Below are 23,441 nucleotides of genomic sequence, written 5' to 3' on the forward strand. Positions count from 1 at the left end.
CACATGCGGTACCGGCGATCAGGCCTTGGCGCGGAACAACAAACTGTTCGCATCACTCAAGCTATCGGCCAGTTTCAGGATTTCTGCATTGGGAATCTGTCTTACTACTTCACCGGAGTCGCTTGCAATCACTTTGACAATGACTTTGCCAGAATCTTCGTCAATCGAGAACTCAAGATTGCGCTTCACCGCGTGAAAGAATTTTTGAATATCCTCGGCCGCTGCTTTGACTTTAGCGTCGTCCTTGGGATTATCCTTATGCAGATCGGAACCTTTACTTTCGGCCGGGTCCGCAACCCGCTCCACGGGCTTCGCGTCGGCAGGCTTGTCAACCGACGGGGCGGCCACAACGGCCTGGCCTGCCGGTTGAACGGCCGGATAAGACAAGCTCAGCTTCACACTCATATCCATGACCATCACCTCTGAAAGCAAAAAAGCGAGAGAGCACTGTTAAGTGCTCACCCGCCAAAACTCATTCCGATATTACTGAAGCAGTTTCAGTACAGCGGACGGCAGCTGGTTAGCCTGTGCCAGGATCGAGGTGGAAGCCTGTTGCAGGGTCTGTTGCTTGGTCAGCTGTGCAGTTTCAGCAGCAAAGTCGGTATCCTGGATACGACCCAGTGCAGCACTGGCGTTTTCGTTGATGTTCTGCAGGTTGGAGATGGTGCTGGACAGACGGTTTTGCGCAGCACCCAGATCCGAACGGGTGTTGTTGATGGTCTGCAGAGCCGAGTCGATCGCGGCGATTGAAGCAGAGAAGTTGGCCTCCGCTGCGGCGCTGTCGGAGCCGACGATGGTGATCGCCGAACCGACACCCAGGGTGTTCGCGTCAAAACTGGCGCTCAAAGACAGCGAGATCTGGTTCGAGGCGCCGGAGTTGGAGCCAACCTGGAAAGTCATGGTGCTGGCAGAACCGTCAATCAGGTTTTTGCCGTTCAGGTTGGTACTGTTGGCGATACGGGTCAGTTCCGAACTCATCTGGGTGAATTCTTTGTTCAGCGCAACGCGGTCAGTAGCGCTGTTGCTGTCGTTTCGCGACTGAACAGCCAGTTCACGCATACGCTGCAGAATGTTGGTCGACTCTTGCAGAGCGCCTTCAGCGGTCTGAGCAATGGACATACCGTCGTTGGCGTTTTTGATCGCCATGGTCTGACCTTTGATCTGCGAGTTGATCTTGGTAGCAATGTTCAGGCCGGCGGCGTCATCTTTCGAGCTCATGATCTTCAAGCCGGAAGACAAACGACCCATCGACGTCGACAGTGCGTCGGAGGCGCGGCTCAGGTTCTTCTGGACGCTCAACGATGTTACGTTGGTGTTTACTGTTAAAGCCATGATGAATTCCTCGGTGGTTTTGGTACTACGTGGCTTCCGGCCCCTGCAAGCGCCGGGTATGCCTAGAGAACCTTCGTAATAGTTATCGTCGCGATGGCAGGTTGCTTGAGTGTTTTTTTTTAATATTTTGCCATCATCGTGACACCCCTTATAAAACAAGGGTTTGGGCCGTAAACCCACGGCGGGAAAGAGGGGAATTCACGGCAGTCAGAAGTGGCGGCAGGCGAGCGCATTGCGCCACGAAGTTCAAAGTGTGACGTAGATCACTATTTAATTTAAGAACGCCTGGGGTTTTATCCGCAGGCGTTCTTTGTAAGGCGAGGTGAACTCAGTCTTTATAGATAATTGCAGAGCCCCAGGACAACCCCACACCAAAACCGCTCAAGGCGACCCGCTTCCATGAAGAACCGAGCACATGCTTCTCGATCAGCAGCGGAATGCTGGATGACACGGTGTTGCCGGTTTCGACCATGTCCTTGAGAAACTTCTCGGGTTTGTCTTCGAAGCGCCGCGCGACCGCATCGACGATCGCCGCACTGCCCTGGTGAATACAGAAGGCATCGATATCGTCCGGGGTCAGATCCGACTCGCCCAGTAGCTCATGCAAATGCGCCGGGACTTTCAACAGTGCAAAGTTGAACACCTGGCGACCGTTCATGAAGAAAACGCCGTTGCTGACCTTCAGATGTGGCGCACCGGAACCATCGGTACCGAACTTCGCCTTGCCCAGCTGCCATTGGGCCCCCTCGCCCATCCAGGTGGCCGTCGCAGCATCACCGAACAGCATGGTAGTGTTGCGGTCTTCCGGGTCGACAATTTTCGAATACGGATCGGCAGTGATCAACAGGCCATTTTTCAAGCCTGCCGCTTCCATGAAGCCCTTGATCGCATAAATGCCGTACACATAGCCGGAACAGCCCAGCGATATATCGAATGCAGCGACGTTGGTCGACAGCCCCAGCTTGTCCTGAACGATGGCTGCGGTATGCGGCAGCCCTTCCTCGTCGCCATTCTGGGTGACGACGATCAGCACATCGATGCTTTCGCGCTTGAGCTGCGGGTTATTGGCAAACAGCGTGTTGGCCGCCTCAACGCACAGATCCGAGGTTTCCTGGCCGGCGTCTTTGCGCGGCAGGAAGGTGGAGCCGATTTTCCCAAGGATGAATTCTTCATCCTTGCCGAATCTTGCGCCTTGAGCGTAGTTATCAACACCTGCAACAGGCACGTAACTCGCTATGCTTTTAATGCCAATCATCATGGCTTCCCGATGAGTAAACAGGTCATTTTTCGTCCCGATGCAATCGGGGCGCTACCGAATAGGGGTGATTTACAGACATTTTCAGGGCGCTTGGCAGGTTAAAGCAAGTCAGGCGCATGTCGCTCCCTGTAAAACAATACAGTGGAGATGCACTTTATGACCCGCAGGTCACTCCCGTCTGCATGCTTTGAGTCAATTTGCGTCGAGGGAACATGCACTTGATGCTTGCCGGCAGCTTCCTGCGAAGAAGCCTTCAAAGTGACAAACCGGCCGCGCAGCAGCCGGTTTTACGGGGGCTGAACGACTCAAACGGCCAGAGTGAAGCCTTTGCCGTGGAGATCCAGATTGACGTTGTAGGCTTCATCCTGCGCGAACTGCGATGACCACTTGTCCATCAATGCTTCGCGCGCCTGCTGCGGGGCATGCACCACACCGGAATGCACCACCTGCACATGCGGCGTCCATACGGTCAGATAGCCGGCTTGCGCAGCCTTGAGGCACAGATCGACATCGCCCAGTGCTTCGGCGAATAGATCTTCATCCAGACCGTCCACAGCGTTGTACAGCTCCTTGGCAATCATCAGGCAGGCCGATGACACGGCAGAGTAGTTCTGCTCGACCACCAGGCGCTGCATATAGCCAGTGGCGGTCTTGGGCTCACCGACGAACCCCGAACCCACACCGCCATTCAGGCCCAGCACCAGACCGGCCTGAGTCACTGCGCCTTCGCCATCCACCAGCTTGGCGCCTACCACGCCCACTTCCGGACGCTGCGCCTGGTTGAGCAGTGATTCGATCCAGCCGACATTGACAATCTGACTTTCGGCATCCAGCAGGATCAGGTATTCGCCACCGGCTTCCTGACTGATCAGATTGCGCAAGGCTGCCGGGCTCATGCGCTGCTCGGCGCGGAACACGCGCACGCGACCCGACACCTGCTCCTGCCGATCCAGCCAGGTCGACAATTCGGCAGAGCTGCTGGCGTTGTCACCGATCAGCACTTCATAACGCTGATAGCGGGTGCGTTGCAGAATGCTTTGCAGGCAACGCTGCAACTCGGGCAGGTTGTCCTGGCCGTGCAGCAGGATCGAAACCACCGGCCGATGAGCGTGGCGATAATCGATCTTGTAAGCACCAGGCTGCGCCGAGCTGACTTCCGCCTGATAACCGCGCTTGTCAAGGTGGCGCTTGAGCGCTTTTTGTTCGTCCGGATTGTCTTTCAATTCGGGCGCCTCACAGATCAGCAACGGTTCGCTCAGATGGGCCAGACCGCTCATGCCGCCCTGCTCGATCAGGCGCAGCAACAGATCGAATTCCAGCGCCTCGGGAAACTCGCGCGAGTATCCACCCGCCTCGACCAGCAACTCGCGACGCACCAGCCAGTGACGAGCCATCAATGCAGGCAGACTTTGCAGCAGATCAAGGTTGAAACCGGGACGGAACAACGGGGCCAGCGTGCCGTTGGCCTGACGCTGAACCTCGTCCACGGCCACAGCCCGGCACTGCGCGGCATCGATCAGCTCGGCGCTGGCCAGCAGCAGACCGCTGCGGGTGAACTCCTCGCCTGCGTGCGCGAGCATCAGCCAGTCGCTGGGCGACTGTTTGACGAACTGGTTAATCTTGTCGACGTAGTTGCTTTCGGTGACTTTCACAAAGTGCAGGGTACTGTGCAGCGTAGTCACGGCCGGCAATTCCCCGGTGGTGAACACCGCCACCCTGAAAGCCTTGTAATGACTGTTGATCAGGCTGTCGAACGTGGCCTGCAGCTTGAATACATCCGCTTCCAGATCCAGCACCAGGATACCGATCTGCGACCCGGCCGGTTTGCTGGCGAGTTTGTCGCTGATCTGCTTGAGGGCCTCAGGCGCCGGATCGCGCGAATCGAGCCAGTTGAGCAGTTGACCGGAAGCCATGCCATCGAGCAGCCGACCGTTGTCGAAAGCGGATGCCGCCTGCAGACGCTGGCTCCAGGCCGAAACCTGTTCGATCTGCTTTTCGCTGTCCTTGCCTTTGCCGCTGATCAATTCCGCGATCAGGCTCTTCACGACGCCCAGATTGAAGGCGTAGGTTTCGTAGGCGTACCACAGGCGGCTGATGCGCGCTTCGGCGTCCGGGTTGCTCTGCTCGCGCAACAACTCGGCCTGCTTGAGCAGCGCCGCTTCCAGCCCTTCCAACTGCAGACGGCCCGCCGGCATCAGATGGATGAGGAATTCGATTCTGGCCAGCTCATCGAACAGTGCCTGGTTGTAAAACGGCATTTCGACGAACTGGCGAGGCTCGAAGAGCGCGTCCGATTGCTCAAGGCCGACATTCCACACCGCACTGATGATTTTCTCACCGCCCTGGAAGCCCTGGGTCTTGAGGCACTCGCCCATGGCGGCAAGACCGGCCTGAATCTTCTGTTCGCCCTGCGCGCCGTCGAAGCCCGAGCCCTCACCGAGCAGCGCGACCAGTTTTTTGGCGAACGCATCGCGGGCGGCCCTGGCCTTGGGATCAGTGTGCCTGACGGCGGCGGCAATGGCTGCGCCATGGCGTAGCTCGGCCTGCTTGCCCGAGGTGAAGTGCAGTGCATAAGCGATTGGCAGGATGCGCAGGCGGGCCGCCGCAACCAGATAGTTCATATGGCCGATTTCCTGCCAGTGCGGCTCGGTGTCATCGGTAACCGAAGTGAACCACTGCTGCGCCAGCTCCGTGCGCGTCACTGCGCTGAGCAGCGACAGACTTTCGCTCATGAAACCCAGAACCCGCTCGCCCGCGTCATCCGCGGCATAGTCTTCGCAGGTTTTGCGATCGCGACGGAAATAGTCCACCTGACCGACCTGCGCCTGATAGCTCAGGCTGTAGCCCTGACAGGCGCCGTAGGTGGGGTTGGCCTCAAGAAAGCTCAGCGCTGCGCTCAGTGCATCAGGCAGCAGAAAACTGTCGACCGGAGCCTGAACCACGAAGGGCGTGGTCACCTGCTTGAGCCCCTCGGCGACCCTGACGCCAAGGCTGGCACTGGCCAGCGCGTCACCGCGCAGGTAATGCAGGCCGGCTGTGCCGGCAATCTCCGCATCAGGCTGGGCTGACGCATCGACCACTATGAGGGTGCACGGAAACTGGCTGTAATACTTCAAGGCGCGGCGCAGGAAGTCTGGCTGGTCCTTGGCCATCAACAGCAGGGTCAGGCGCTGATTCAAAGCGGTGTGTTCATTTCCCGAATGGCTTTGCATGATCTTTCCTTATAACGAATCGATTGCGCCTTCAACCGCAGCGGGCGTTGAAGCAAGAGCGTAGCGTGACCGTGCCAGCGGGCAACCCGCTGGCACGTGTTCAAACGGATCGGATCAGTCCGGCAACCAGCCGTTGGCCCAATACTGCAGGTTTTCGCCGCGCAACATGAAGTCACGCAGAACTGTCTCGCGCAACTCGTCGCCCATGCGGTAGCTGGCATTGGGGTCGGACAAGTGCATGCGGATCGCCTGCAACCACTCTTCGGAGCTGTTGGTGTACACCCGGGTCGCTGGCAGATGGCCGCGATACGCCTCGGTGTCGGAACAGATCACCGGATAACCGCAGGCGCCGTACTCCAGCAACCTGAGGTTGCTTTTGCAGTCATTGAAAATATGGAATTCCAGCGGCGCCAAGGCCAAATCAAGGTTCAGGCTGGCGAGCTTGGCCGGGTAGGTTTTCAGACTGACCCCTGGATGGAACTCATGGATGTAGGGCTTGAGCAGATCCGGGCACATGCCGAAGAACACCCACTCGACTTCATCAGCCAGTTCGCGCACCACATCGGCAATCAGCTCCAGGTCCCCCCGATGGCTGGTTCCACCGCCCCAGCCGATACGTGGCTTGTCCGAGCTGCGCCGCTGAGTCCTGAGGTTACTCCACAAGTGGGTCGCCAGCATGTTCGGCACGACGCGAATGTCGCTGTGCATGCTCGACAGCGCCTCGGCCAGCGGGTGAGTCGATACCACCACACGGTCACACAGGCCTATGCCCTTGCGCAGCATGGCGCCAATGTTGTCCGGCATGTTGCGCTTGTGCTCGTTGCGCTCGGGGACATCGGCGATATAGTCATCGAGCTCGAAAATACGCATGGCACTGGAGTAGTTCTTCGCCAGCTCGATGTCCGGAACCTTGGCTTCTGTGTAACGGCCCTGGAAAACGATGACATCCGGCGACTGGCGCTCTATTTCGACCGGCGTTGCGGTCTCATAAGTCATTCGGCCAACCACCCGCCCGGCCGCCATCAACTCCAGCAGTGGCTGGCTGACCCGGTAGTGACCCACAGCCGAAGAGTTGACCGCCATACCGAAAATGGACGGCAGATGGCGGGTGCAGAACGGGCTCCAGCCTGCCAGCAGACCGGGGTCCAGGGCGAACGACAGCGCCTCGTTGAGGTACAGATTGGGGTTGTAGGCCTGATCCCTGGCCATTTTCGGCAGCCACTTCTGGAAGAACGATTTCTGCTCGTTGTCGAGTACCTGACGAGACGTCTCGTTACGTTCAGCGGCGGCCGGCTCGGCCAGTACCAGCGATGAATCCGGAGTACCGACGATCAGGTAGCCCTCGCGCCCGACGCGCATGCACAGGTCCAGGTCCTGCAGCCCCTGCGTGAAGGTCGCCGCCTCCAGTGCGCCGACGGCGTCGAACACGTCCTTGCGCACCATCAGGCAATTGCCGCTGACCGCGCTCCAGTTCTGGGTCAATTGCAGGCGCTGCATGTAGCCACTGGCACCTGCAGGGAAATTGATGAACGGCCGACCGGCCAGGCCATCCATGCCCATGACCATGCCTGCGTACAGAATATTGCCTTGTGGATTGAGGATACGTGGACCGACGATCCCGACCTCGGGGCGCTGGGCATGGTGCATCAGCCCCTGCAGCCAGTCCGCCTGATGGATCAGGGCATAGGCGCTGAGCATCAGCAGATAATCGCCACGCGCCTGACCGGCGGCATGATTCTGGGCGGCTGCCTCGCTGCCTGCTGCGGACAGGGAAAAAATCCGCAACTTGTCGCTGCCCAGCTCACTCATCGCCGTGAACCATGCCCGCGCTTCGGCGCTTTCGCTGGCGTTGTCGACGATCAGGACTTCGTAATTCGGGTAGGTGGTGTTACTGAGCAAACTGTCTATGCAGCGCTCCAGGGCGCCCAGTTGATCCCTGGCGGTGATGATGATCGAGACCAGAGGCAGCGACGGGTGAACGTACTCGATGCGATTGAGCAACGGCAACTGATCGTGATGAATCACGTGTTCTCTGCCGATCCGTGACAGGTGGGCTGCAACCAGACGCTCGCTGTGCTCGATAACACAAGGCAGTGACAGCCAGTCAGCGAATGCCAGACGCGACTCGACCTGCACTTCGGCAATGTGCTCGATGCTCTGCGGCCCTGCACCCTCGACCAGACGCCAGATCACATCGTGCGGGGCGAGTTCATCGAAGGCCGGATCGAAACCGCCCATGTCGAGCAGATTTCGACGTTCGAACGCCAGCGTGCGCCCGACATAGGGATAGGCACGCAGCAGGTCCAGGTTGAAGCCGGGTTTGAATATCGGCTCTCTGGACTCGTCCTCGACCAGCGCGCCTTCGTCGCTGTAGACACACAGCAGCCCGGGGATCTGGGCGATACGCTCGGCCAGAATCAGCAACGCCGGCTGCGTCAGCCGGTCACCGGCACGCAACAGGTAAACCCAGTCGGCACTGTCCAGCAGTGGCAATACTTCGTTCAGTTGCCGAGCCCAGTCCGGCTGCAGAGAAAAACGCAGCACCTGCGGATCGTCGACGCTGGCGTTGGTCAGCACCACCACCGAGTCTGCGGCATAGTCCTGTTCGGCCAGGCTGCGCAAGGTGATATCGAGGGCCTCGGCATCGCCATCCGCATCGATGATCACCGGCACGATACGTGGCTGCCAGGCCCAACTGACGATGCGCTGTTCCAGCAGTTTTCTTTGCGGCTCGGAAAACCGGCGGCAGGACAGCCATTCGGCGTAAAGCTCTGCATAGCTGTCACTGCTGCTGCCAACGCGGCTCATCATGATGCCTTGGCGACCAGCCATCACTCCGTAAAGGCCGACCTCATCCCACTCACGCGGTTCTTCGTGCGCGCGGCGCAGAGGCAGAAAACGCACCCAGCCCTGAGCCGGTGCGTCTTCGCCGCTACGCGCCTTGAGCATTTCGTTCAGCCAGCCCCATTCGGTGGTGGCTTTCTGGTGCATATCGCCCTGACTGCTGAAGCGCCCCGGGTGCAGGCGTTCGGTGTTCTGGATACTGTGCAGCACCACGAGATTGCCGCGTCGCAGCAGGCAGATAAACAACGTGAAATCCAGCAGCGCAACGAAACCCTGCGGCAGCGCAATGGACGGCAGGTATTCCTGGACATCGGCGCGACGCATCAGCGCGCCACTGAAACCGCCCAGATAATTGCGCGGCGTGCGCTCGAAAATCGCCAGCATGTCCTCGCCCTTGAACACGGCGTCGTAGGGAACGAGGCCGACGTTTTCCATGCGGGCCGGCAGGATATAATCATCGACGTCCACCAGATGGCGCTTGCTGACGACGAGTTGGACGTCCTTGTAGGTATCAAGCGTTTGCGCCTGATGCGAAATGCAGTAGTTATAGAGACGGTCGTCATCGCAGAGAAATTTGATGTACTCGCCGCTCGCCTGCTCCAGACACTTGAGCAGATTGCCCTGAAACCCCAGGCGCTGAGGATTGCGCAGGTAACGGGCCCGGCCGCTGTCGGGAACCACCAGCTCATCGAAAATCGCTTTGATCTCATCGGTACGGCAATCATCACAGATGATGATTTCGAGATTGTCGTAGACCTGGTCCAGCGCACTTTGCAGCGCTGCGCGGAAGAAGCGCGGATTGAAGGCGGGAATGACGATACTGACGAGGGGGACTGAATTCACTATGACTGACTCGCGAGCGGCTGGGGACCCATCAGTCGAGTGGCCCCCCTCACCGCTGAAAAAAGACGGCGGATGCTCAACGTCAGAACTCAAAGCTGACTGAACAGGTTCAACTTGGATAGCATGGTAAACACCTGCTGAGAAGCGTCCAGCATGGTTTTCTGCAATGTCAGGCGGGTGGTCGCCTCGACGATATCGGCGTTTACGTAAGTGCCTTGCTCAACGGTGTTGTTATCTTTGAGCAGATCGTTGGTCGTGCCTTGGGCGGTTGCCGCCAGCTGACGTGCACCGCCACTGGAACGTGCCGTAGAGGCCTGTTCGATGGCACTGCTCATGTTGCCCAGCGCAGTGTTCAGCGCCGCCGTCATATTCTGCGAGGCCACCAGGTTGCCATCGGTGGGTGTCGACAGGGCCTTAATCGCCGCTGTCAGCGTATTCAGGATGTTCTCGGTCTGGTGTGTGCCGGATTCGACGATGAATTGGTCGCCTGCAGCCGGTGTACCGCTGATATTGAAGTTCACCCCGGAAGCGTTGGCCGTCGAACCAGTCATTGTGCCGCTGGACACTGGCTTGCTGCTGCTGGTCAATGGCGCAGCATACAAGTCGTAATCGGTCGGGCTGGTGAACTTGAGAATTGCGCCTTCTGTCGGGAAGGTATTGTTGAACGCGGTCCGGTCCGCAGCAGTATTGCCCACAGCAGAGCTGCTGACGGTCGCCGTCGAGGTGTTGCCGGCGCTGCGCGCGGTGGAAACACTGTCCGGTGTGGACGCCAGCTGGTAGCTGCGATTGGCCAGAGCCGCATCTGCGGTAGCGTCCGAGACCCGGTCAGCGGCTGGCAGGTTGACGTTGAGGGTCATTTCCACGCCGCGGAAGGTGAACGTCTGGGCATCGAACGAGCCGTGGGAAAACTTGCCGCCCGACGACGTATCTGAACTCACGTCAGTGCCACTGGCGTCAGTGATCTTGAACTGCGTGCCGCTGAGAAAGGTCAGCGTATACGGCTCGCCGCCCTGGTAGCTGGCGTTATAGGTCGGAGTGGACGTCACCAGACCACCGCTCAGGCCGATCTTGCCGTCATCGGTCGCAGGCGAAAGCCGTGTGGCAGACGTACGGGTGGTGTTGACCGACTGCTCGAAGGCCTCGAAACCTGTGGTGTTGCTGGCCATAACCAGGCCATCACCTACCGCCAGATTGACGCTGGTCTGGTCGCCCTTGTAGCTGTAGGAGCCGTCAGCGTTCTGCGCGTACGGCGGCGTCGACGCCTTGGAACCGGAAAATATGTACTGACCATTCGGGTCCTGGCTATTCATCAAGCCCAGAATCTGACTCTGGTACTGCTTGAGGGCCGAAGCCTTGGCGAGACGGTCAGAGTCGGTGAAGGCGCCACTGCCCGCCGAAACGATCTGCTCACGCGCGGCCTGCATCGTGTCGATGATGCTGGTCAGCGTCGTTTCGGTAGTCACAACGTTGGTATTGATCGTGCCGATATTGGTTTCGTACTGGGTCAGCATGGAGTTCTGCTGGGCCAGTTGCAGTACGCGCGCCGCACCCACCGGATCATCGCCCGCGGTATTGAGCTTGATGCCGCTGGAAACCTCTTCGCTGGTCTTGTTCAGGTTCGAATAGTTACGCTGATAATTGGTGTTCGTGGATTCGAAGAACTGGGTAGTCGAGATACGCATGGCTCACGATTCCTTAAAGACTGTTGATCAGCGTGCTGAAAATGGTTTGTGCCGCCTTGATGATCTGCGAAGAGGCGGTGTAGTACTGCTGGTACTTGATCAGGTTGGACGCTTCTTCGTCGAGCGATACACCCGAGACCGAGTCACGTGACGACTTGGCCTGGCTGACAACGGCTGCAGTGGCAGTCACATCGTTCTTGCTCTGGCTCGCCAGCGTACCTACGACAGATACGGTACTTGCATACGAGCCGGACAAGCTGGTGCCCACGCCACCGTTGATGACGCCGACAGTCTTGGCGGTCTGCAGGCCGACCACCGCCAACGCATTGCGGTTATCGGACGAGCCGCCACCGGTCAGGCCGATGCTGAACGTGTCATTGGCAACCGGCGAGCCGGAGATGGTCATTTGCAGTTCGAAAGCGGTTTTACTGTTCGGCGTCGTCGTGGTGTCGGTGTAGCCAACGTTCAACTTGACGGTGTTGGCCTGGCCCTGAATGATCGAACCACCGATGGCGTTGCCATTCTGGTCGAGCACCGCACCGCCATTCGCCTTGATCAGGGTATAGCTCTGCACACCGCTGCTGTTGACCGCCCCCATTACCAGTTTCATCGGGGTGGAGTCTTTGAGCGCATTGCGCAGATCAGCGGTCTGGGTGCTGTCGTAGATATCGGACTTGGTGTTCACCACCGGCTGAGTGAAGCCGCCGGTACCGGAGTTGCTGCTACCTGCCGTTGCCGTCAAGGGCGCCGCAGCTGCAATGTCCTTGGCATCGGTCAGAGCCACAGAAATCCCCGACGCGCCAGTGCGTGTCGGGATAACCTTGAAACTGTCACCGGCGGCCAGCGTATTGCCGTTGAGGCTCACACTGAAGCCTTCGAACTGCTTGGGCGGATTGTCAGCCAGCGAACCGGAACCCACGCTCTCGCCATTGGGCAGACGGCGCACGCTGAAATTCGATGAGTCGCTGAACGTCACTTCATAATCGTTGGCGGTCAGCTTGCTGGTGTCGCCGATCGTCACGTTGAGGTTGCCGGAGCCGACACTGTTGGTGGTTTTGCCGATGCTGCGCTGAGTGATGGCATCTGCACTGTTGATGCTGGAGTACAGGTTCGAACCAAAGTTACCCTTGCTGTCGATACCCTGATTCATCTGGCTGTTGACCTGGTCGGACAGCACCATCGCGGTACGGCCCAACTCATTGGTCGCGGGCACCAGCACTTCGTTGCGATAGCGCAACAGACCACCGATCGAGCCGCCAGTGAGTACTGAAGTCACATCAGTCTGGGTCTGGCCATAGGCGATCTGCACGTTGTACTGCAGCGGATCGGACGGGCTCGGAGTGGCCGACATCTTGTAGGACGTGCCGCCACTGACCAATGATTGTCCGGTGCCGGTATAGATGTCGAAGTTGCCATTGTTCTCGACAACCTTCACACCGACCAGCTCGTTGAGCTGACGAACCGCCTCGCTGCGCGAATCGAGCAAGGTGTTCGGCGTGGCGTTGCCCGCCGACGCTTGCGTAATCTGCTTGTTCAGGCTCGCCAGGGTAGTGGTCAGTTCGTTGACCTTTTTGGTGAACGTGTCGAGCTGCGTGTTGACGTTATCGTTCTGCGTGGACAACTGCGACGACACCGAGTTGAAGCGTGCGCTCAACGCGCCAGCCTGGGTCAGGAACGACGAGCGTTCTGCCGACTGCGTGGCGCTGGTGGCGATGCCCTGCATCTTGGTGAAGAAGTCCGCCAGTTGCACGGAGATCCCCGTCGCACTGTCGGACAGCAATGTATCGGTCTTGCTGGCCTGACCGGAATAAGCCACTGCATCCGCGCTGAGGGCGGTGCTCGATTGCAATTGGGTGTCCAGATAGCTGTTGTAGATGCGACGTACGTCGGACAGCGTGGTGCCGGTACCGATGTAGCCCACACCCTGACCAAGAGCGATCTGCGCCGAAGCCGTGGTCAGCACCTGCTGACGCGAGTAACCCGCGGTATCCACGTTGGCCGTGTTGTTACCGATAGTGTTGATCGCGGCACTGCTGGCATTGATACCTGAGAGCCCAATTGAAATCAGCGACATGAGTCAAACCTTATAAAGTCGTGGAAGAGCCCGCTGCAGCGGCGTAAGTCTGGTAACTCTTCATCTGCTTGGCAATCTGCGAAATCTTGCTGGCATAGTCCGGGTCAGTGGCGTAACCGGCTTTCTGCAATTCTTTTACAAACTGTTCCGGTTTATCGGCCGAATTGACCACTTCTTTATAGCGGCTGTTGTTCTGCAACAGACTGACCAGGTCGTGGAAGCTATCGGCATAGGAATCGTAGGAACGGAAGTCCGCGGTTTCCTTGACCATCTTGCCGTCGCGGAACTCGCTGGTGATCGCGCGCGCTTCGGCCCCCTTCCAGCTGCCTGCCGCCTTGATGCCGAACAGGTTATGACTGCTGCTGCCGTCCTGCTGACGCATGATCGATTTGCCCCAACCGGTTTCCAATGCCGCCTGCGCCACCAGCATGACCGGGTCAACGCCGATACGTGCTGCGGCTTCCTTGGCCAATGGCAGCATGGTTTCGACGAACTGATCGGCGTTGCTGAACGCACGCTTGGCCGGTGCCAGCGGTGGCTGGGCCATGGAGCGCACGTACTCGGGCGCGGGTGCCAGGTTCGGATCGAGTGTCCAGTCGCCGTTGTTGCCTGTAGTGCCGGCTGTCGCGCGAGCGGGTACCGGACTGTTGCTGACCGCCGTTGTGGCGGACGGCACGATGCCAGCCAGCAGACGATCGGTGAGCTTGGCGGGCAGGGACAGACGGCGGGCGTTGAGCAGCGCCATGTCATTGCGCCCTTCTCCGGACGCCGATGCCGCAGCCGCCGCCTGATCGGCAGACGCCGAGCGCGTGGCCCACAACGGACGCTGGTAGACACTGGTCGCCAGACCGGTCTTGGCCGGCGCAGCGTCAGTGGCGGCCGTTGCAGCGTCGGTCGTATTGACCGGCGCGGCATGGTTTATCCCCTTGTCTTTCGACAATTGGCGCATCAGCACATCCTGCAGACCGATACCGTTGCCACGCGTGGACAGCGTGACCGCCAGTTGCTGGTCATACATATCCTGATACTGCCGCGTGGCCGGGGTGTTCATCGGATTGTCCTTGGCCAGCACTTCGTTGGCCGAGCGCATGGCCTTGAGCATCTGACTGACGAACAGCGATTCGAACTCGCGGGCCACCTTCTTCTGGTTTTCCACACTGTCCTTGTCGCCATGCTTCAGCGACGCCAGACGGTTGACGTCGGTGTAGGCACCCGAATCGACCGCCGACGAAATTCCGCTCTTGGGCATATCCATGCTCGAATCCTCAGATCACGATCAGGTCGGCTTGCAACGCGCCGGCCTGTTTAAGGGCTTCGAGAATGGCCATCAGGTCACCGGGCGCAGCGCCCACCTGATTGACCGCGCGAACGATCTCATCCAGCGTGGTGCCTGGACCGAACTTGAACATCGGGTGCAGCTCCTGCTGGGCATTGACCCGCGAGCGAGGCACTACCGCAGTCTGGCCGCCGGACAATGCGCCCGGCTGGCTGACGATCGGGTCTTCGGTGATGGTCACGGTCAGGCTGCCGTGGGTCACGGCAGCAGGCGACACCTTGACGTTCTGACCGATGACAATCGTGCCGGTACGCGAATTGATGATGACCTTGGCAGCGGTCTGGCCGGGATCGACTTCCAGGTTTTCCAGAATCGACAGGTAGTCGACACGCTGACCCGGATCAAGCGGCGCGGTCACACGCACCGAACCACCGTCCAGCGCCTGAGCGACGCCCGGGCCCAGCAATTCGTTGATCTTGTCGACAATCCGCTTGGCCGTAGTGAAGTCGGAGCGATTCAGGTTCAGGGTCAGGGTATTGCCCTGATTGAAGCCGCTCGGTACCGAGCGCTCGACCGAAGCGCCGCCAGGAATGCGTCCCGACGACGGGACGTTGACGGTAATCTTCGAACCGTCACGGCCTTCCGCATCGAAACCACCGACCACCAGGTTGCCCTGAGCGATGGCGTAAACGTTGCCGTCGACACCTTTCATCGGTGTCATCAACAGCGCACCGCCGCGCAGGCTCTTGGAGTTACCGATCGAGGAAACGGTGATATCGACCGTCTGGCCCGGCTTGGCGAAGGCAGGCAGATCCGCATACACGGCGACCGCCGCGACGTTTTTCAACTGCACGGTGCCGGAGCCGGCCGGGACCTTGATGCCGAACTGCGACAGCATGTTGTTGAAGGTCTGCAGGGTGAACGGGGTTTGGGTGGTCTGGTCACCTGTACCATTGAGACCCACGACCAGACCGTAACCGATCAACTGGTTGGCCCGTACGCCGGAGATGCTCGCGATGTCCTTCAGACGCTCGGCGTGGACGCCGAACGCTGTGGACAACAACAAGGTCGCCGCTATCAGTTGCTTGAGCTTGATCATGTCTATCCCGCTATCAGAAAGGGAACAACGGGCTGAGGAAGAACCGGTCGAACCAGCCTGGCTGGCTGGTATCGGCAAAGGCTCCGGTCCCCGAATAGGTAATACGTGCATCAGCGATACGGGTAGATGACACAGTGTTGTCGGTGGCGATATCGTCAGCCCGGACCAGGCCGGCAATCCGCACCAGTTCATCACCGGTATTGAGGGTCATCCACTTTTCACCACGTACCGCAAGAATGCCGTTGGGCAGCACATCCGCAACCGTCACGGTGACCGAACCGGTCAGACTGTTGCTCTGTGCAGCCTTGCCATCACCCTTGGTGGTCCGCGCACCGTTGTAACCGGCGTTCAGACTCAGGTCGTTGCCGCCAATCGGGTTGTTGGTGGTCAGACCCGAACCGAACAGCGAGGTCAGACCAATGCTGTTGGTGCTGTCCTTGGACATTGCCGACGTGGCCGCCTTGCTCGCCGCCATACGCTCGGAGAGCGTGATGGTAATGATGTCGCCAATACGGAAGGCCTTGCGGTCGCCGTACAGGTTCTGCTCGAAACCGGCCTGATAGATGGCGCCATTGTTGGCAGCCGCCGACATGGGCGTACGCGGCAACACCGGAGCGTAATAAGGGTCATTGGGCTTGGCCGTCGGCGCAACACAGCCGGACAGCAGGGTGATCCCGCACAATGAAGCGATCAACACTGAAAAACGCGGAACACTAAGGCGGTTCATGACACTTGAAACCTCGCGGTGTAACAGGCGCTTATCAGGCGCCCCATCGGATTGAGCAGTTCTACGAGCGACAACATCAAGCACTTACAGGTTCTGAGTCAGGTTTTGCAGCATCTGGTCGGCGGTCGAGATCACTTTGGAGTTCATCTCGTAAGCGCGCTGGGTGGTGATCATGTTGACCAGTTCCTCAACGGTGCTGACGTTGGAGTTCTCCAGCGTGTTCTGCAGGGTCGGGCCCAGACCGTTGAGGCCTGGCGTACCGATCTGCGGCGCGCCGCTCGAACCGGTTTCCAGATAAAGGTTGCCGCCGATTGCCTGCAGGCCGGCCGGGTTGATGAAGTCGGCGGTCTGGATGTTGCCGATGATCTGCGGTGTAGCGGTCGCGCCTGCCAGCGTGACGGAAACAGTACCGTCCTGGCCGACCGTGAAGGTCTGGGCGTTCTGGGGAACGACAATCGCAGGCTCGAGGGCATAACCGTTGGCAGTCACGATCTGGCCGTTGGCATCCAGGTGGAATGTACCGTCACGGCTATAGGCCACAGTACCGTCCGGCTGGGTCACCTGGAAAAAACCGCGACCATTGACCGCCAGGTCCAGCGGGTTGTTGGTGGTCTGCAGGCTACCGGCAGTGAAGTTCTTCTGCGTACCGACAATGCGCACACCGGTACCCAGTTGCAGGCCGGATGGCAGCTCGCTGTCCTGAGTGGACTGAGCACCCGGTTGGCGTTTGATCTGGTAGAGCAAGTCCTGGAACTCGGCGCGGTCACTCTTGAAACCTGTGGTCGAAACGTTCGCCAGGTTGTTGGAGATGGTGGTCAGGTTGGTGTCCTGAGCGGCAAGGCCGGTTTTGGCGACGTATAGTGCAGGAAGCATGTGTGTTCTCCTCAAGCGCCGGTTTGTCGGCGCAAGCTGTCATTGATTAGCCAAGTTGCAAGACGCGCGCCATCGACTGGTCGTCTTCTTCGGCGGTCTTCATCATCTTGACGTGCAATTCGAATTGACGGGACAAGGCCAGTACCGAGGTCATTTCCTCGACCGCATTGACGTTGCTCGCCTGCAGAAAGCCGGACTCGACCTGAACGGTGGCATCTGCATCGGCAGGCCGGCCGGTCTTGGTGTGGATCAGGCCATCAGGGCCCTTCTCCATGGTCTTCAGGTCAGGCTTGACCAGCTTGATCCGGTCGACCTGCGCCATCACCTGAGGACTCTCGCCCAGCGAACGAATGCTGATGGTGCCGTCGGCACCGATCTCGATCTGCTGCTGAGGCGGCACGGCAATCGGACCGCCGTTGCCCATTACCGGCAAACCACTGCCGTCACGCAGCACGCCCAGAGCGTCGATGTTCATGCCGGAACTGCGGGTGTAGGCTTCACCACCGTCGGGGGTCTGCACCGCAATCCAGCCGTCGCCCTTGACGGCAATGTCCAGTTCACGACCGGTCTCGACCATGGCACCCGCGGAAAAGTCGGTGCCCGGACGCTCACTCATCGCGTAGGCACGCGACGGCATGACCTCGCCAAACACCGGCATCGAGCGGGCCTGTTCAAGGTCACGCATGAAACCGTTGGTCGAGACGTTTGCCAGGTTGTTGGCGTGAGCCTTCTGCGCAATCGCGTTTTCGGATGCACCGCTCATTGCGACGTAAAGCAACTTGTCCACAGTCTTCCTCCTCCGACAGACGCTTGCCGCCTGTAGCTGTTCTGAAAGGGATAAAGCAATTTTTGAACCAACTTGTCAGGCTCGATACAAATGCTTGATTAACCAGTAAAAACTGGCGATCGCCGATGGCTTGAGGAACGAGCGCCAACCAATAGCGGCGGTGGACTGCCGCCTGCCGCTTGCCAGACAGGAAACACCGCCAAAAAAACTTCATCGAACTGCGCCGAGAACCGGATCGACAGTGATAATCTTGCCGACACCGCAACCGTGACCGGGAACCGTCATGCCTTTTCGTGCGTGCATCATCGGTATCGCGAGCGCGAGCCTGATGACCTTTGCCCTGCTCTCTCAGGCCGCTCCCGCCCACTATTACAAATGGCAGGGCGACAGCCGGATCGTCTGCGCCCAGGCCAGCCCGGGCCCAGGCTGGAAACGCTTGAAAGGCCACTTCATCAAAGCCGACTGCTCGATCTGATCAGGTCGACTGGATCAGCGTCTGCATCAGCGTCACTTCGGTGGATATCGCCTTGGAGTTGGCTTGATAGGCCGTCTGGGCCTGGATCAGCGCAATCAGCTCATCGGCCAGCACGACGTTCGAACCTTCCAGCGCGCCACTGACGATGCTGCCCAGCGTACCGACGCCCGGCACATCATATTCAGCCACTCCGGAATCGGCAGTGGCGGTCCAGCGTGTATCGCTACGCGGCTGCAAGCCATGCGGATTGGCGAAACTGGCGAGCATCACCTGACCGATATCTTTAGTCATGCCATTGGTAAACCCCGCACGCAGAATGCCGTCCCGGCCAACGTCGAGGCTTTTCAATTCCCCTGCCGAATGGCCATCCACATATGCGGCGGAGCGCGAACTGGCAGCGTTGTGCTGAAGCAGATGGGTGAAGTCAATGGTGATGCCGTCAGCGCTGCCAGCCGCCCCATTGGATATCCAGCGCTCGCGACCGGTGCCAGGATCAACCGCCATCACAGGCGACCAGCCCGTGAGCTTCAGCTGATCGCCATTGCTGCTCAGGCCCGGACTGCCGGTCAACGACGCGACGGCGCCATGGGAATCGAAGACGATGTTTGCCGTCAGCGGCGTGGTGGACCCGGAGTTCTGCGGGTTTCGATCGTCGATCAGTACGTGCAGGCGCCAGCTGTTGGTGCCGTCCTTCACGAAATATTGTTTCAGCTCATGGGTGTTGCCCTGACTGTCAAAGATCTGGTTACCGAACATCCTGCTATAGGTGTTCAGATCTGCGGGGTTGAAGTGCGGAACCGGCCGATGCATGACCGTATCGCCCGGATCGAGCAGACTGGCCCCGGCGTCGCTCAACGGCAACGAAACAGCCCCGCCGTTCAGGGAGCCATTTGCCGCCCAGGCGCCATTGATCTGCGCGGCAGGCACCCAACCCTGCAAGGCAAACTCGGTGTCCGAAAGCTTGCGCAGATGCTGATCATTGCCGCTGTACGACAGGGAACCGTCAGGCTTCAGCTCAAGGCTTACCTGCAACGGCGCTACGCTGTCGGGATCCACCGGGTTGCGCCCGTCCACCAGTACATACATCGACCACTGATCAGCCTCGGTCTTGACGAAATACTGCTTCAGTTCATGGTCGGCTGCGGGCACCGGAGTGATCCCCACATCCTGGATGGTCCGGGTGGCAACCCGTGTATAGGTCGCGGGGTTGTCCGGGTCAAAGGTCGGCAAGCGGGCGAGTGACGGCAGCGAGGCATCCAGATTGATGGTTTCGGCCACCCGGGTCGTGGCCCGAGCATCGACATTGGACGTATCGATCTGCAAGTCGGTGCGGATACCACTGGCAATCTCGCCCTTGTCGTTTGCGGCATAACCCTGCAAACGCCCACCATCGCTGTCGACGACAAAGTTGGCAGCATCCTTCAGAAAGGCGCCGGCCCGGGTATAGGCCAGTGAGCCCTGATCACTGACCACAAAAAAACCGTTGCCCTGAATACGCATATCCAACGCATTGCCGGAACTGATCACGGTTTCACCCTGATTGAAATTCTGCTGCACCGAAGCAAGTCGTACGCCATCCCCGACAGCGTGCTGCCCGGCCCCCAACTGTGCGGACGCATATAAAGCAGAAAACTGCGCACGAGACGACTTGAACCCCAGGGTGCCGACGTTGGCAATATTATTACCCGCTACTTCCAGTCGTTTATTGGCAGCCTGAATACCGCTGATCGCTGTATTGAATGACATGAAAACTCCCTTGCCATAAAGGCAATTCATAGAGGAGTTTTATTCTCACACCATCGTGCGTAGGAAGTTTCCAAGTAGGCTGAGGGAGTAATCCGTAACTTTCAGCACTAAAAAAGACATGACAAAATACTTTGCAGACACCCATAAAAAAGCCCCTTTTTACAGGGGCTCTTTCAACGCGTATCAAACAACGCGTATTACGTCATCTGAATAGTGGTCTGCATGATGGTGCTTTGGGTGGAAATGGTCTTGGCGTTAGCCTGATAGTTGCTCTGCGCCTTGATCAGGTTAACCAGTTCCATGGTCAGGTCGACGTTGGACTCTTCCAGCGCCTGACCGGTGATGTAACCCAGCGTACCCGACTGTGGTGCGCCGCTCACCGGTACACCGGAAGCGAACGTTTCACGCCAGTTGGTGCCGCCGGCCTGCGCCAGACCCTGCACGTTGGCGAAGCTGGTCAGAGAAGTCTGACCGATCACCTGCGACTTGCCGTTGGTATAAGTGGCGAACAGGTTGCCGCTCGAGTCAACGTTCATGCCGCTCAGCTGGCCAGTGGCGTAGCCATTCTGATCCTGTTTGAGCAGACCGGATACCGAAGCGGTCTGGGTAGTGCTCGACATGTCCAGCTTGATCGAAGCAGCGCCCGTCGCACCGTTGGCTGCCCAGGTAGCTGTCGTGCCAGTACCGACCTGCACGCCAGGCACCCAGTTGGTCACGGCGAATGTACCGTCAGCATTGAACTTGATGTTGGCGCTGTCGGTAGGAACAGAGCCGCCGGCAGTGGTCACCAGATTGCCCGAGGAGTCGAATGTCAGGTTATTCTTGTCCGGCGTGGTGGACGTCGGATCGGAAATGCTGCGCCCGTCCATCAGGGAATACATCGACCAGGTATTGGTGCCGGTCTTGACGAAATACTGATCCAGGGTATGCGCATTACCCTGAGTGTCGTAAGTCGGGGTGCTGTACTTGACGTTGTAGCTATTGGTGTCGGTGGCATCGAACGTCGAAACGGTCGGCAGCGCGGTTGTCGAGTTCAGGTTGGCGGAGTTGGTGATTGTGGTCGTCGCCTTGGGCTCCAGGTTGGACGCGTTCACACGCAGATCGCTGAGCGCGCCAGTCACCACTGAGCCATTGGCGTCAACGTTGTAACCCTGCAGCTTCATGTTGCTGCTGTTGACGACATAGCCTTCCTTGTCGGTGTGGAATGCACCGGCACGGGTATACAGCTTCTCACCGTTATTACTGAGCATGAAGAACCCGTCGCCATTGATGGCAAGGTCCAGACTGTTGGCTGTTCCGGTGGTCAGACTGCCCTGGGAGAACTGCTGGGAAACCGCAGCGGTAGTCACGCCACTGCCGACGCTGGTATTGCCGGAAGTACCGCGAATCGACTGAGCATATTGATCAGCGAACTCGGCACGTGACGATTTGAAACCGGTTGTCGCGACGTTGGCAATGTTGTTGCCTGTAACGTCGAGACTTTTGTTTGCAGCATAGAGCCCACTAAGGCCGATATTGAAAGACATGTTTCACTCCTGCGCCGTAGCGGCTCTACAATCCGATAGTTTGAACTTTGGACAGGGCGACACTGCCGCTGGCCAGGTTAAGCGTTGTTTCTGCGCCATTGACACCCAGCGTGACACTGTTGACCGTGGCGGGCAGGTAAGTTGAAAACTGCGTGTTCTTGCCTTCCACCGAGCCTTCAGCCTTGAAGCTGTAAGTGCCCGATGGCAGCTGGGTACCGCTTGAGTCCGTACCGTCCCAGGCAAAGCTGGTGGTACCGGCTTTTTGCGTGCCCAGGTCAACACTGTCGACCAGATTCGATTGCGCGTCGTACACCTTGACGGTCGTTAGCGAGCTTTCGCCCGGCACCACGATCGAACCGGTCAGGCCTTTGGTGGTATCGACCGAAGTACTGCTCGCATCAATGATCACCGAGCGACCGACCAGTGACGAGGCCTGCAAGGCCTGCGACGACTTGTAGCTGCTGGCGATCGTATCCACCGTCGACGTCAGGTTCTGCATGCTTTCAAGGCTGCTGAACTGCGCCAGTTGCGCCACGAACTGCGTGTTGTCCTGCGGGTCCAGAGGATTCTGGTTCTTCATCTGCGTGACCAGCAGTTGCAGAAACGAGTCCTTGCCCAACGTACCGGTAGAGTCCGTCTTGGTCGGTGTCGGGTTCTGCAGCGTATTCAGGAATGTCGATGAGACGCTGGTTGCTGAGGTGTTATCAACGGCCATAACTTTTGCCTTCTATCACTGACCGAGGGTCAGAACCTTCTGCATCATGGATTTAGCGGTGTTCATGATTTCTGCGTTGGTCTGGAAAGACCGGCTGGCAGAAATCATGTCGGCCATTTCTTCCACGACATTGACGTTTGGGTAATAGACATACCCGTCTTTGTCAGCGGAAGGATGATTGGGCTCGTAACGTGCTTCCAGGTTCGAGCTGTCTTCGATGATGCCGTTGACCTGAACGCCCTGCCCGGCTTCGCCCTGGTCCTGGAACAACGAACCACCTGTGGACTGCTGACCCTGCATCACGGTGGCGAACACCGGGTGACGGGCGCGGTAGGTCTGGTCCATGCTCGAAGACACGGTCTCGGCGTTGGCGATGTTACTGGCCGTGGTGTTCAGACGCGTGGTCTGGGCACTCATGGCGCTACCGGCAATGTTGAACACATTGGCTAGTGACATGAATTATTCTCCGCGAAGGGCTGCAACCAGCCCCTTGAACTTGCTGTTGAGCAATGTGAAGCTGGCCTGGAAGCCCATGGCGTTCTCGGTGTAGCTGGCCTGCTCGACCTGAGAATCGACGGTGTTCTGGTCCAGCGAAGGCTGCGACGGGGTGCGATACATCAGCGTCCCGTCATCATTGCCCATGCCTTCGGCTTCGATATGGCGGCTGTTGGTCTTGTTCAGCGCGAAATGACCGTTCTGCACCTTGTCGTTTTCGGCAGCCAGCACCGACGAGAAGTCCAGATCGCGAGCCTTGAAGTTCGGGGTATCGGCGTTGGAGATGTTGTTGGCCAACACCTCTGCACGCTGAGCCCGGAAGTTCAGAGCCTTTTCATGTATGCCTAGCGCTTTATCGAAGCTGATGCTCATTTCGGGAAACCTTTGCCGGTTGACCTGATTCTGTTGTTACTGACAAAGCAATCAGCGTGCCATGTTGTAAAAGCCAATGATTGCGGGGGCCGCAGGCAGCGGTGA

The 23,441-nt window shown here is 58.7% G+C and carries 18 protein-coding genes; 1 reads left to right on the forward strand and 17 read right to left on the reverse strand.

Annotated features, from left to right (window positions below):
* Nucleotides 1-18: 18 nt before the first annotated feature.
* The 12 genes from MME58_RS17745 to MME58_RS17800 all read right to left on the reverse strand — a co-directional run bounded on the left by MME58_RS17745 (nt 19) and on the right by MME58_RS17800 (nt 18,007).
* Nucleotides 19-411, reverse strand: a complete 393-nt coding sequence (locus MME58_RS17745) for a flagellar protein FlaG (RefSeq protein ID WP_054986819.1) — start codon at nt 409-411, stop codon at nt 19-21.
* 72 nt (nt 412-483) lie between these two features.
* Nucleotides 484-1,332, reverse strand: a complete 849-nt coding sequence (locus tag MME58_RS17750; protein WP_055007201.1) for a flagellin domain-containing protein — start codon at nt 1,330-1,332, stop codon at nt 484-486.
* 328 nt (nt 1,333-1,660) lie between these two features.
* A complete protein-coding gene (locus MME58_RS17755) occupies nt 1,661-2,587 on the reverse strand; it encodes a ketoacyl-ACP synthase III (protein ID WP_054986821.1) in 927 nt (308 codons plus the stop codon).
* Nucleotides 2,588-2,895: 308 nt separating this feature from the next.
* Complete coding sequence (locus MME58_RS17760) at nt 2,896-5,802, reverse strand: TIGR00180 family glycosyltransferase (RefSeq protein WP_055007202.1); 2,907 nt, start codon at nt 5,800-5,802, stop codon at nt 2,896-2,898.
* A gap of 114 nt (nt 5,803-5,916) precedes the next feature.
* The gene (locus tag MME58_RS17765; RefSeq protein ID WP_055007203.1) at nt 5,917-9,489 is read right to left on the reverse strand and encodes a glycosyltransferase; all 3,573 of its coding nucleotides are present in this window, start codon (nt 9,487-9,489) and stop codon (nt 5,917-5,919) included.
* An 89-nt stretch (nt 9,490-9,578) separates the two neighbouring features.
* Nucleotides 9,579-11,171 (reverse strand): flagellar hook-associated protein 3, encoded by a 1,593-nt coding sequence (locus MME58_RS17770; RefSeq protein ID WP_011268453.1) that lies wholly within the window; start codon nt 11,169-11,171, stop codon nt 9,579-9,581.
* A gap of 13 nt (nt 11,172-11,184) precedes the next feature.
* The gene (gene flgK, locus MME58_RS17775; RefSeq protein WP_055007204.1) at nt 11,185-13,245 is read right to left on the reverse strand and encodes a flagellar hook-associated protein FlgK; all 2,061 of its coding nucleotides are present in this window, start codon (nt 13,243-13,245) and stop codon (nt 11,185-11,187) included.
* A 10-nt stretch (nt 13,246-13,255) separates the two neighbouring features.
* Nucleotides 13,256-14,500 (reverse strand): flagellar assembly peptidoglycan hydrolase FlgJ, encoded by a 1,245-nt coding sequence (gene flgJ, locus MME58_RS17780; protein ID WP_054986825.1) that lies wholly within the window; start codon nt 14,498-14,500, stop codon nt 13,256-13,258.
* 10 nt (nt 14,501-14,510) lie between these two features.
* On the reverse strand, nt 14,511-15,620 hold the full coding sequence (locus tag MME58_RS17785) for a flagellar basal body P-ring protein FlgI (protein WP_011268456.1): 1,110 nt from the start codon (nt 15,618-15,620) through the stop codon (nt 14,511-14,513).
* A gap of 13 nt (nt 15,621-15,633) precedes the next feature.
* Complete coding sequence (gene flgH, locus MME58_RS17790) at nt 15,634-16,347, reverse strand: flagellar basal body L-ring protein FlgH (protein ID WP_011268457.1); 714 nt, start codon at nt 16,345-16,347, stop codon at nt 15,634-15,636.
* 84 nt (nt 16,348-16,431) lie between these two features.
* Complete coding sequence (gene flgG, locus MME58_RS17795) at nt 16,432-17,220, reverse strand: flagellar basal-body rod protein FlgG (protein ID WP_002554310.1); 789 nt, start codon at nt 17,218-17,220, stop codon at nt 16,432-16,434.
* A 46-nt stretch (nt 17,221-17,266) separates the two neighbouring features.
* Complete coding sequence (locus tag MME58_RS17800) at nt 17,267-18,007, reverse strand: flagellar basal body rod protein FlgF (protein WP_004658719.1); 741 nt, start codon at nt 18,005-18,007, stop codon at nt 17,267-17,269.
* A 283-nt stretch (nt 18,008-18,290) separates the two neighbouring features.
* Between MME58_RS17800 and MME58_RS17805 the strand changes: the two genes are divergently transcribed.
* Entirely contained in the window at nt 18,291-18,482 is a 192-nt protein-coding gene (locus MME58_RS17805) for a hypothetical protein (protein WP_032609907.1), read from the forward strand.
* Here MME58_RS17805 and MME58_RS17810 read toward each other — a convergent pair whose 3' ends face one another.
* The 5 genes from MME58_RS17810 to flgB form a co-directional block, all read right to left on the reverse strand.
* On the reverse strand, nt 18,483-20,228 hold the full coding sequence (locus MME58_RS17810) for a flagellar hook protein FlgE (protein ID WP_055007205.1): 1,746 nt from the start codon (nt 20,226-20,228) through the stop codon (nt 18,483-18,485).
* A gap of 197 nt (nt 20,229-20,425) precedes the next feature.
* A complete protein-coding gene (gene flgE, locus MME58_RS17815; RefSeq protein ID WP_003436076.1) occupies nt 20,426-21,754 on the reverse strand; it encodes a flagellar hook protein FlgE in 1,329 nt (442 codons plus the stop codon).
* A 25-nt stretch (nt 21,755-21,779) separates the two neighbouring features.
* Nucleotides 21,780-22,469 (reverse strand): flagellar hook assembly protein FlgD, encoded by a 690-nt coding sequence (gene flgD / locus MME58_RS17820; protein WP_003370069.1) that lies wholly within the window; start codon nt 22,467-22,469, stop codon nt 21,780-21,782.
* A gap of 15 nt (nt 22,470-22,484) precedes the next feature.
* Nucleotides 22,485-22,925 (reverse strand): flagellar basal body rod protein FlgC, encoded by a 441-nt coding sequence (gene flgC / locus MME58_RS17825; RefSeq protein WP_002554316.1) that lies wholly within the window; start codon nt 22,923-22,925, stop codon nt 22,485-22,487.
* A 3-nt stretch (nt 22,926-22,928) separates the two neighbouring features.
* On the reverse strand, nt 22,929-23,336 hold the full coding sequence (gene flgB, locus MME58_RS17830) for a flagellar basal body rod protein FlgB (RefSeq protein ID WP_003370068.1): 408 nt from the start codon (nt 23,334-23,336) through the stop codon (nt 22,929-22,931).
* Nucleotides 23,337-23,441: the final 105 nt, after the last annotated feature.

The sequence above is a fragment of the Pseudomonas syringae pv. tagetis genome, assembly GCF_022557255.1.
GTDB lineage: Bacteria > Pseudomonadota > Gammaproteobacteria > Pseudomonadales > Pseudomonadaceae > Aquipseudomonas > Aquipseudomonas caricapapayae.

Coding starts and splice junctions, on each gene's coding strand:
- MME58_RS17745 (WP_054986819.1), bottom strand. CDS start 411: ATGGATATGAGTGTGAAGCTGAGCTTGTCTTATCCGGCCGTTCAACCG.
- MME58_RS17750 (WP_055007201.1), bottom strand. CDS start 1,332: ATGGCTTTAACAGTAAACACCAACGTAACATCGTTGAGCGTCCAGAAG.
- MME58_RS17755 (WP_054986821.1), bottom strand. CDS start 2,587: ATGATTGGCATTAAAAGCATAGCGAGTTACGTGCCTGTTGCAGGTGTT.
- MME58_RS17760 (WP_055007202.1), bottom strand. CDS start 5,802: ATGCAAAGCCATTCGGGAAATGAACACACCGCTTTGAATCAGCGCCTG.
- MME58_RS17770 (WP_011268453.1), bottom strand. CDS start 11,171: ATGCGTATCTCGACTACCCAGTTCTTCGAATCCACGAACACCAATTAT.
- flgK (WP_055007204.1), bottom strand. CDS start 13,245: ATGTCGCTGATTTCAATTGGGCTCTCAGGTATCAATGCCAGCAGTGCC.
- flgJ (WP_054986825.1), bottom strand. CDS start 14,500: ATGGATATGCCCAAGAGCGGAATTTCGTCGGCGGTCGATTCGGGTGCC.
- MME58_RS17785 (WP_011268456.1), bottom strand. CDS start 15,620: ATGATCAAGCTCAAGCAACTGATAGCGGCGACCTTGTTGTTGTCCACA.
- flgH (WP_011268457.1), bottom strand. CDS start 16,347: ATGAACCGCCTTAGTGTTCCGCGTTTTTCAGTGTTGATCGCTTCATTG.
- flgG (WP_002554310.1), bottom strand. CDS start 17,220: ATGCTTCCTGCACTATACGTCGCCAAAACCGGCCTTGCCGCTCAGGAC.
- MME58_RS17805 (WP_032609907.1), top strand. CDS start 18,291: ATGCCTTTTCGTGCGTGCATCATCGGTATCGCGAGCGCGAGCCTGATG.
- MME58_RS17810 (WP_055007205.1), bottom strand. CDS start 20,228: ATGTCATTCAATACAGCGATCAGCGGTATTCAGGCTGCCAATAAACGA.
- flgE (WP_003436076.1), bottom strand. CDS start 21,754: ATGTCTTTCAATATCGGCCTTAGTGGGCTCTATGCTGCAAACAAAAGT.
- flgD (WP_003370069.1), bottom strand. CDS start 22,469: ATGGCCGTTGATAACACCTCAGCAACCAGCGTCTCATCGACATTCCTG.
- flgC (WP_002554316.1), bottom strand. CDS start 22,925: ATGTCACTAGCCAATGTGTTCAACATTGCCGGTAGCGCCATGAGTGCC.
- flgB (WP_003370068.1), bottom strand. CDS start 23,336: ATGAGCATCAGCTTCGATAAAGCGCTAGGCATACATGAAAAGGCTCTG.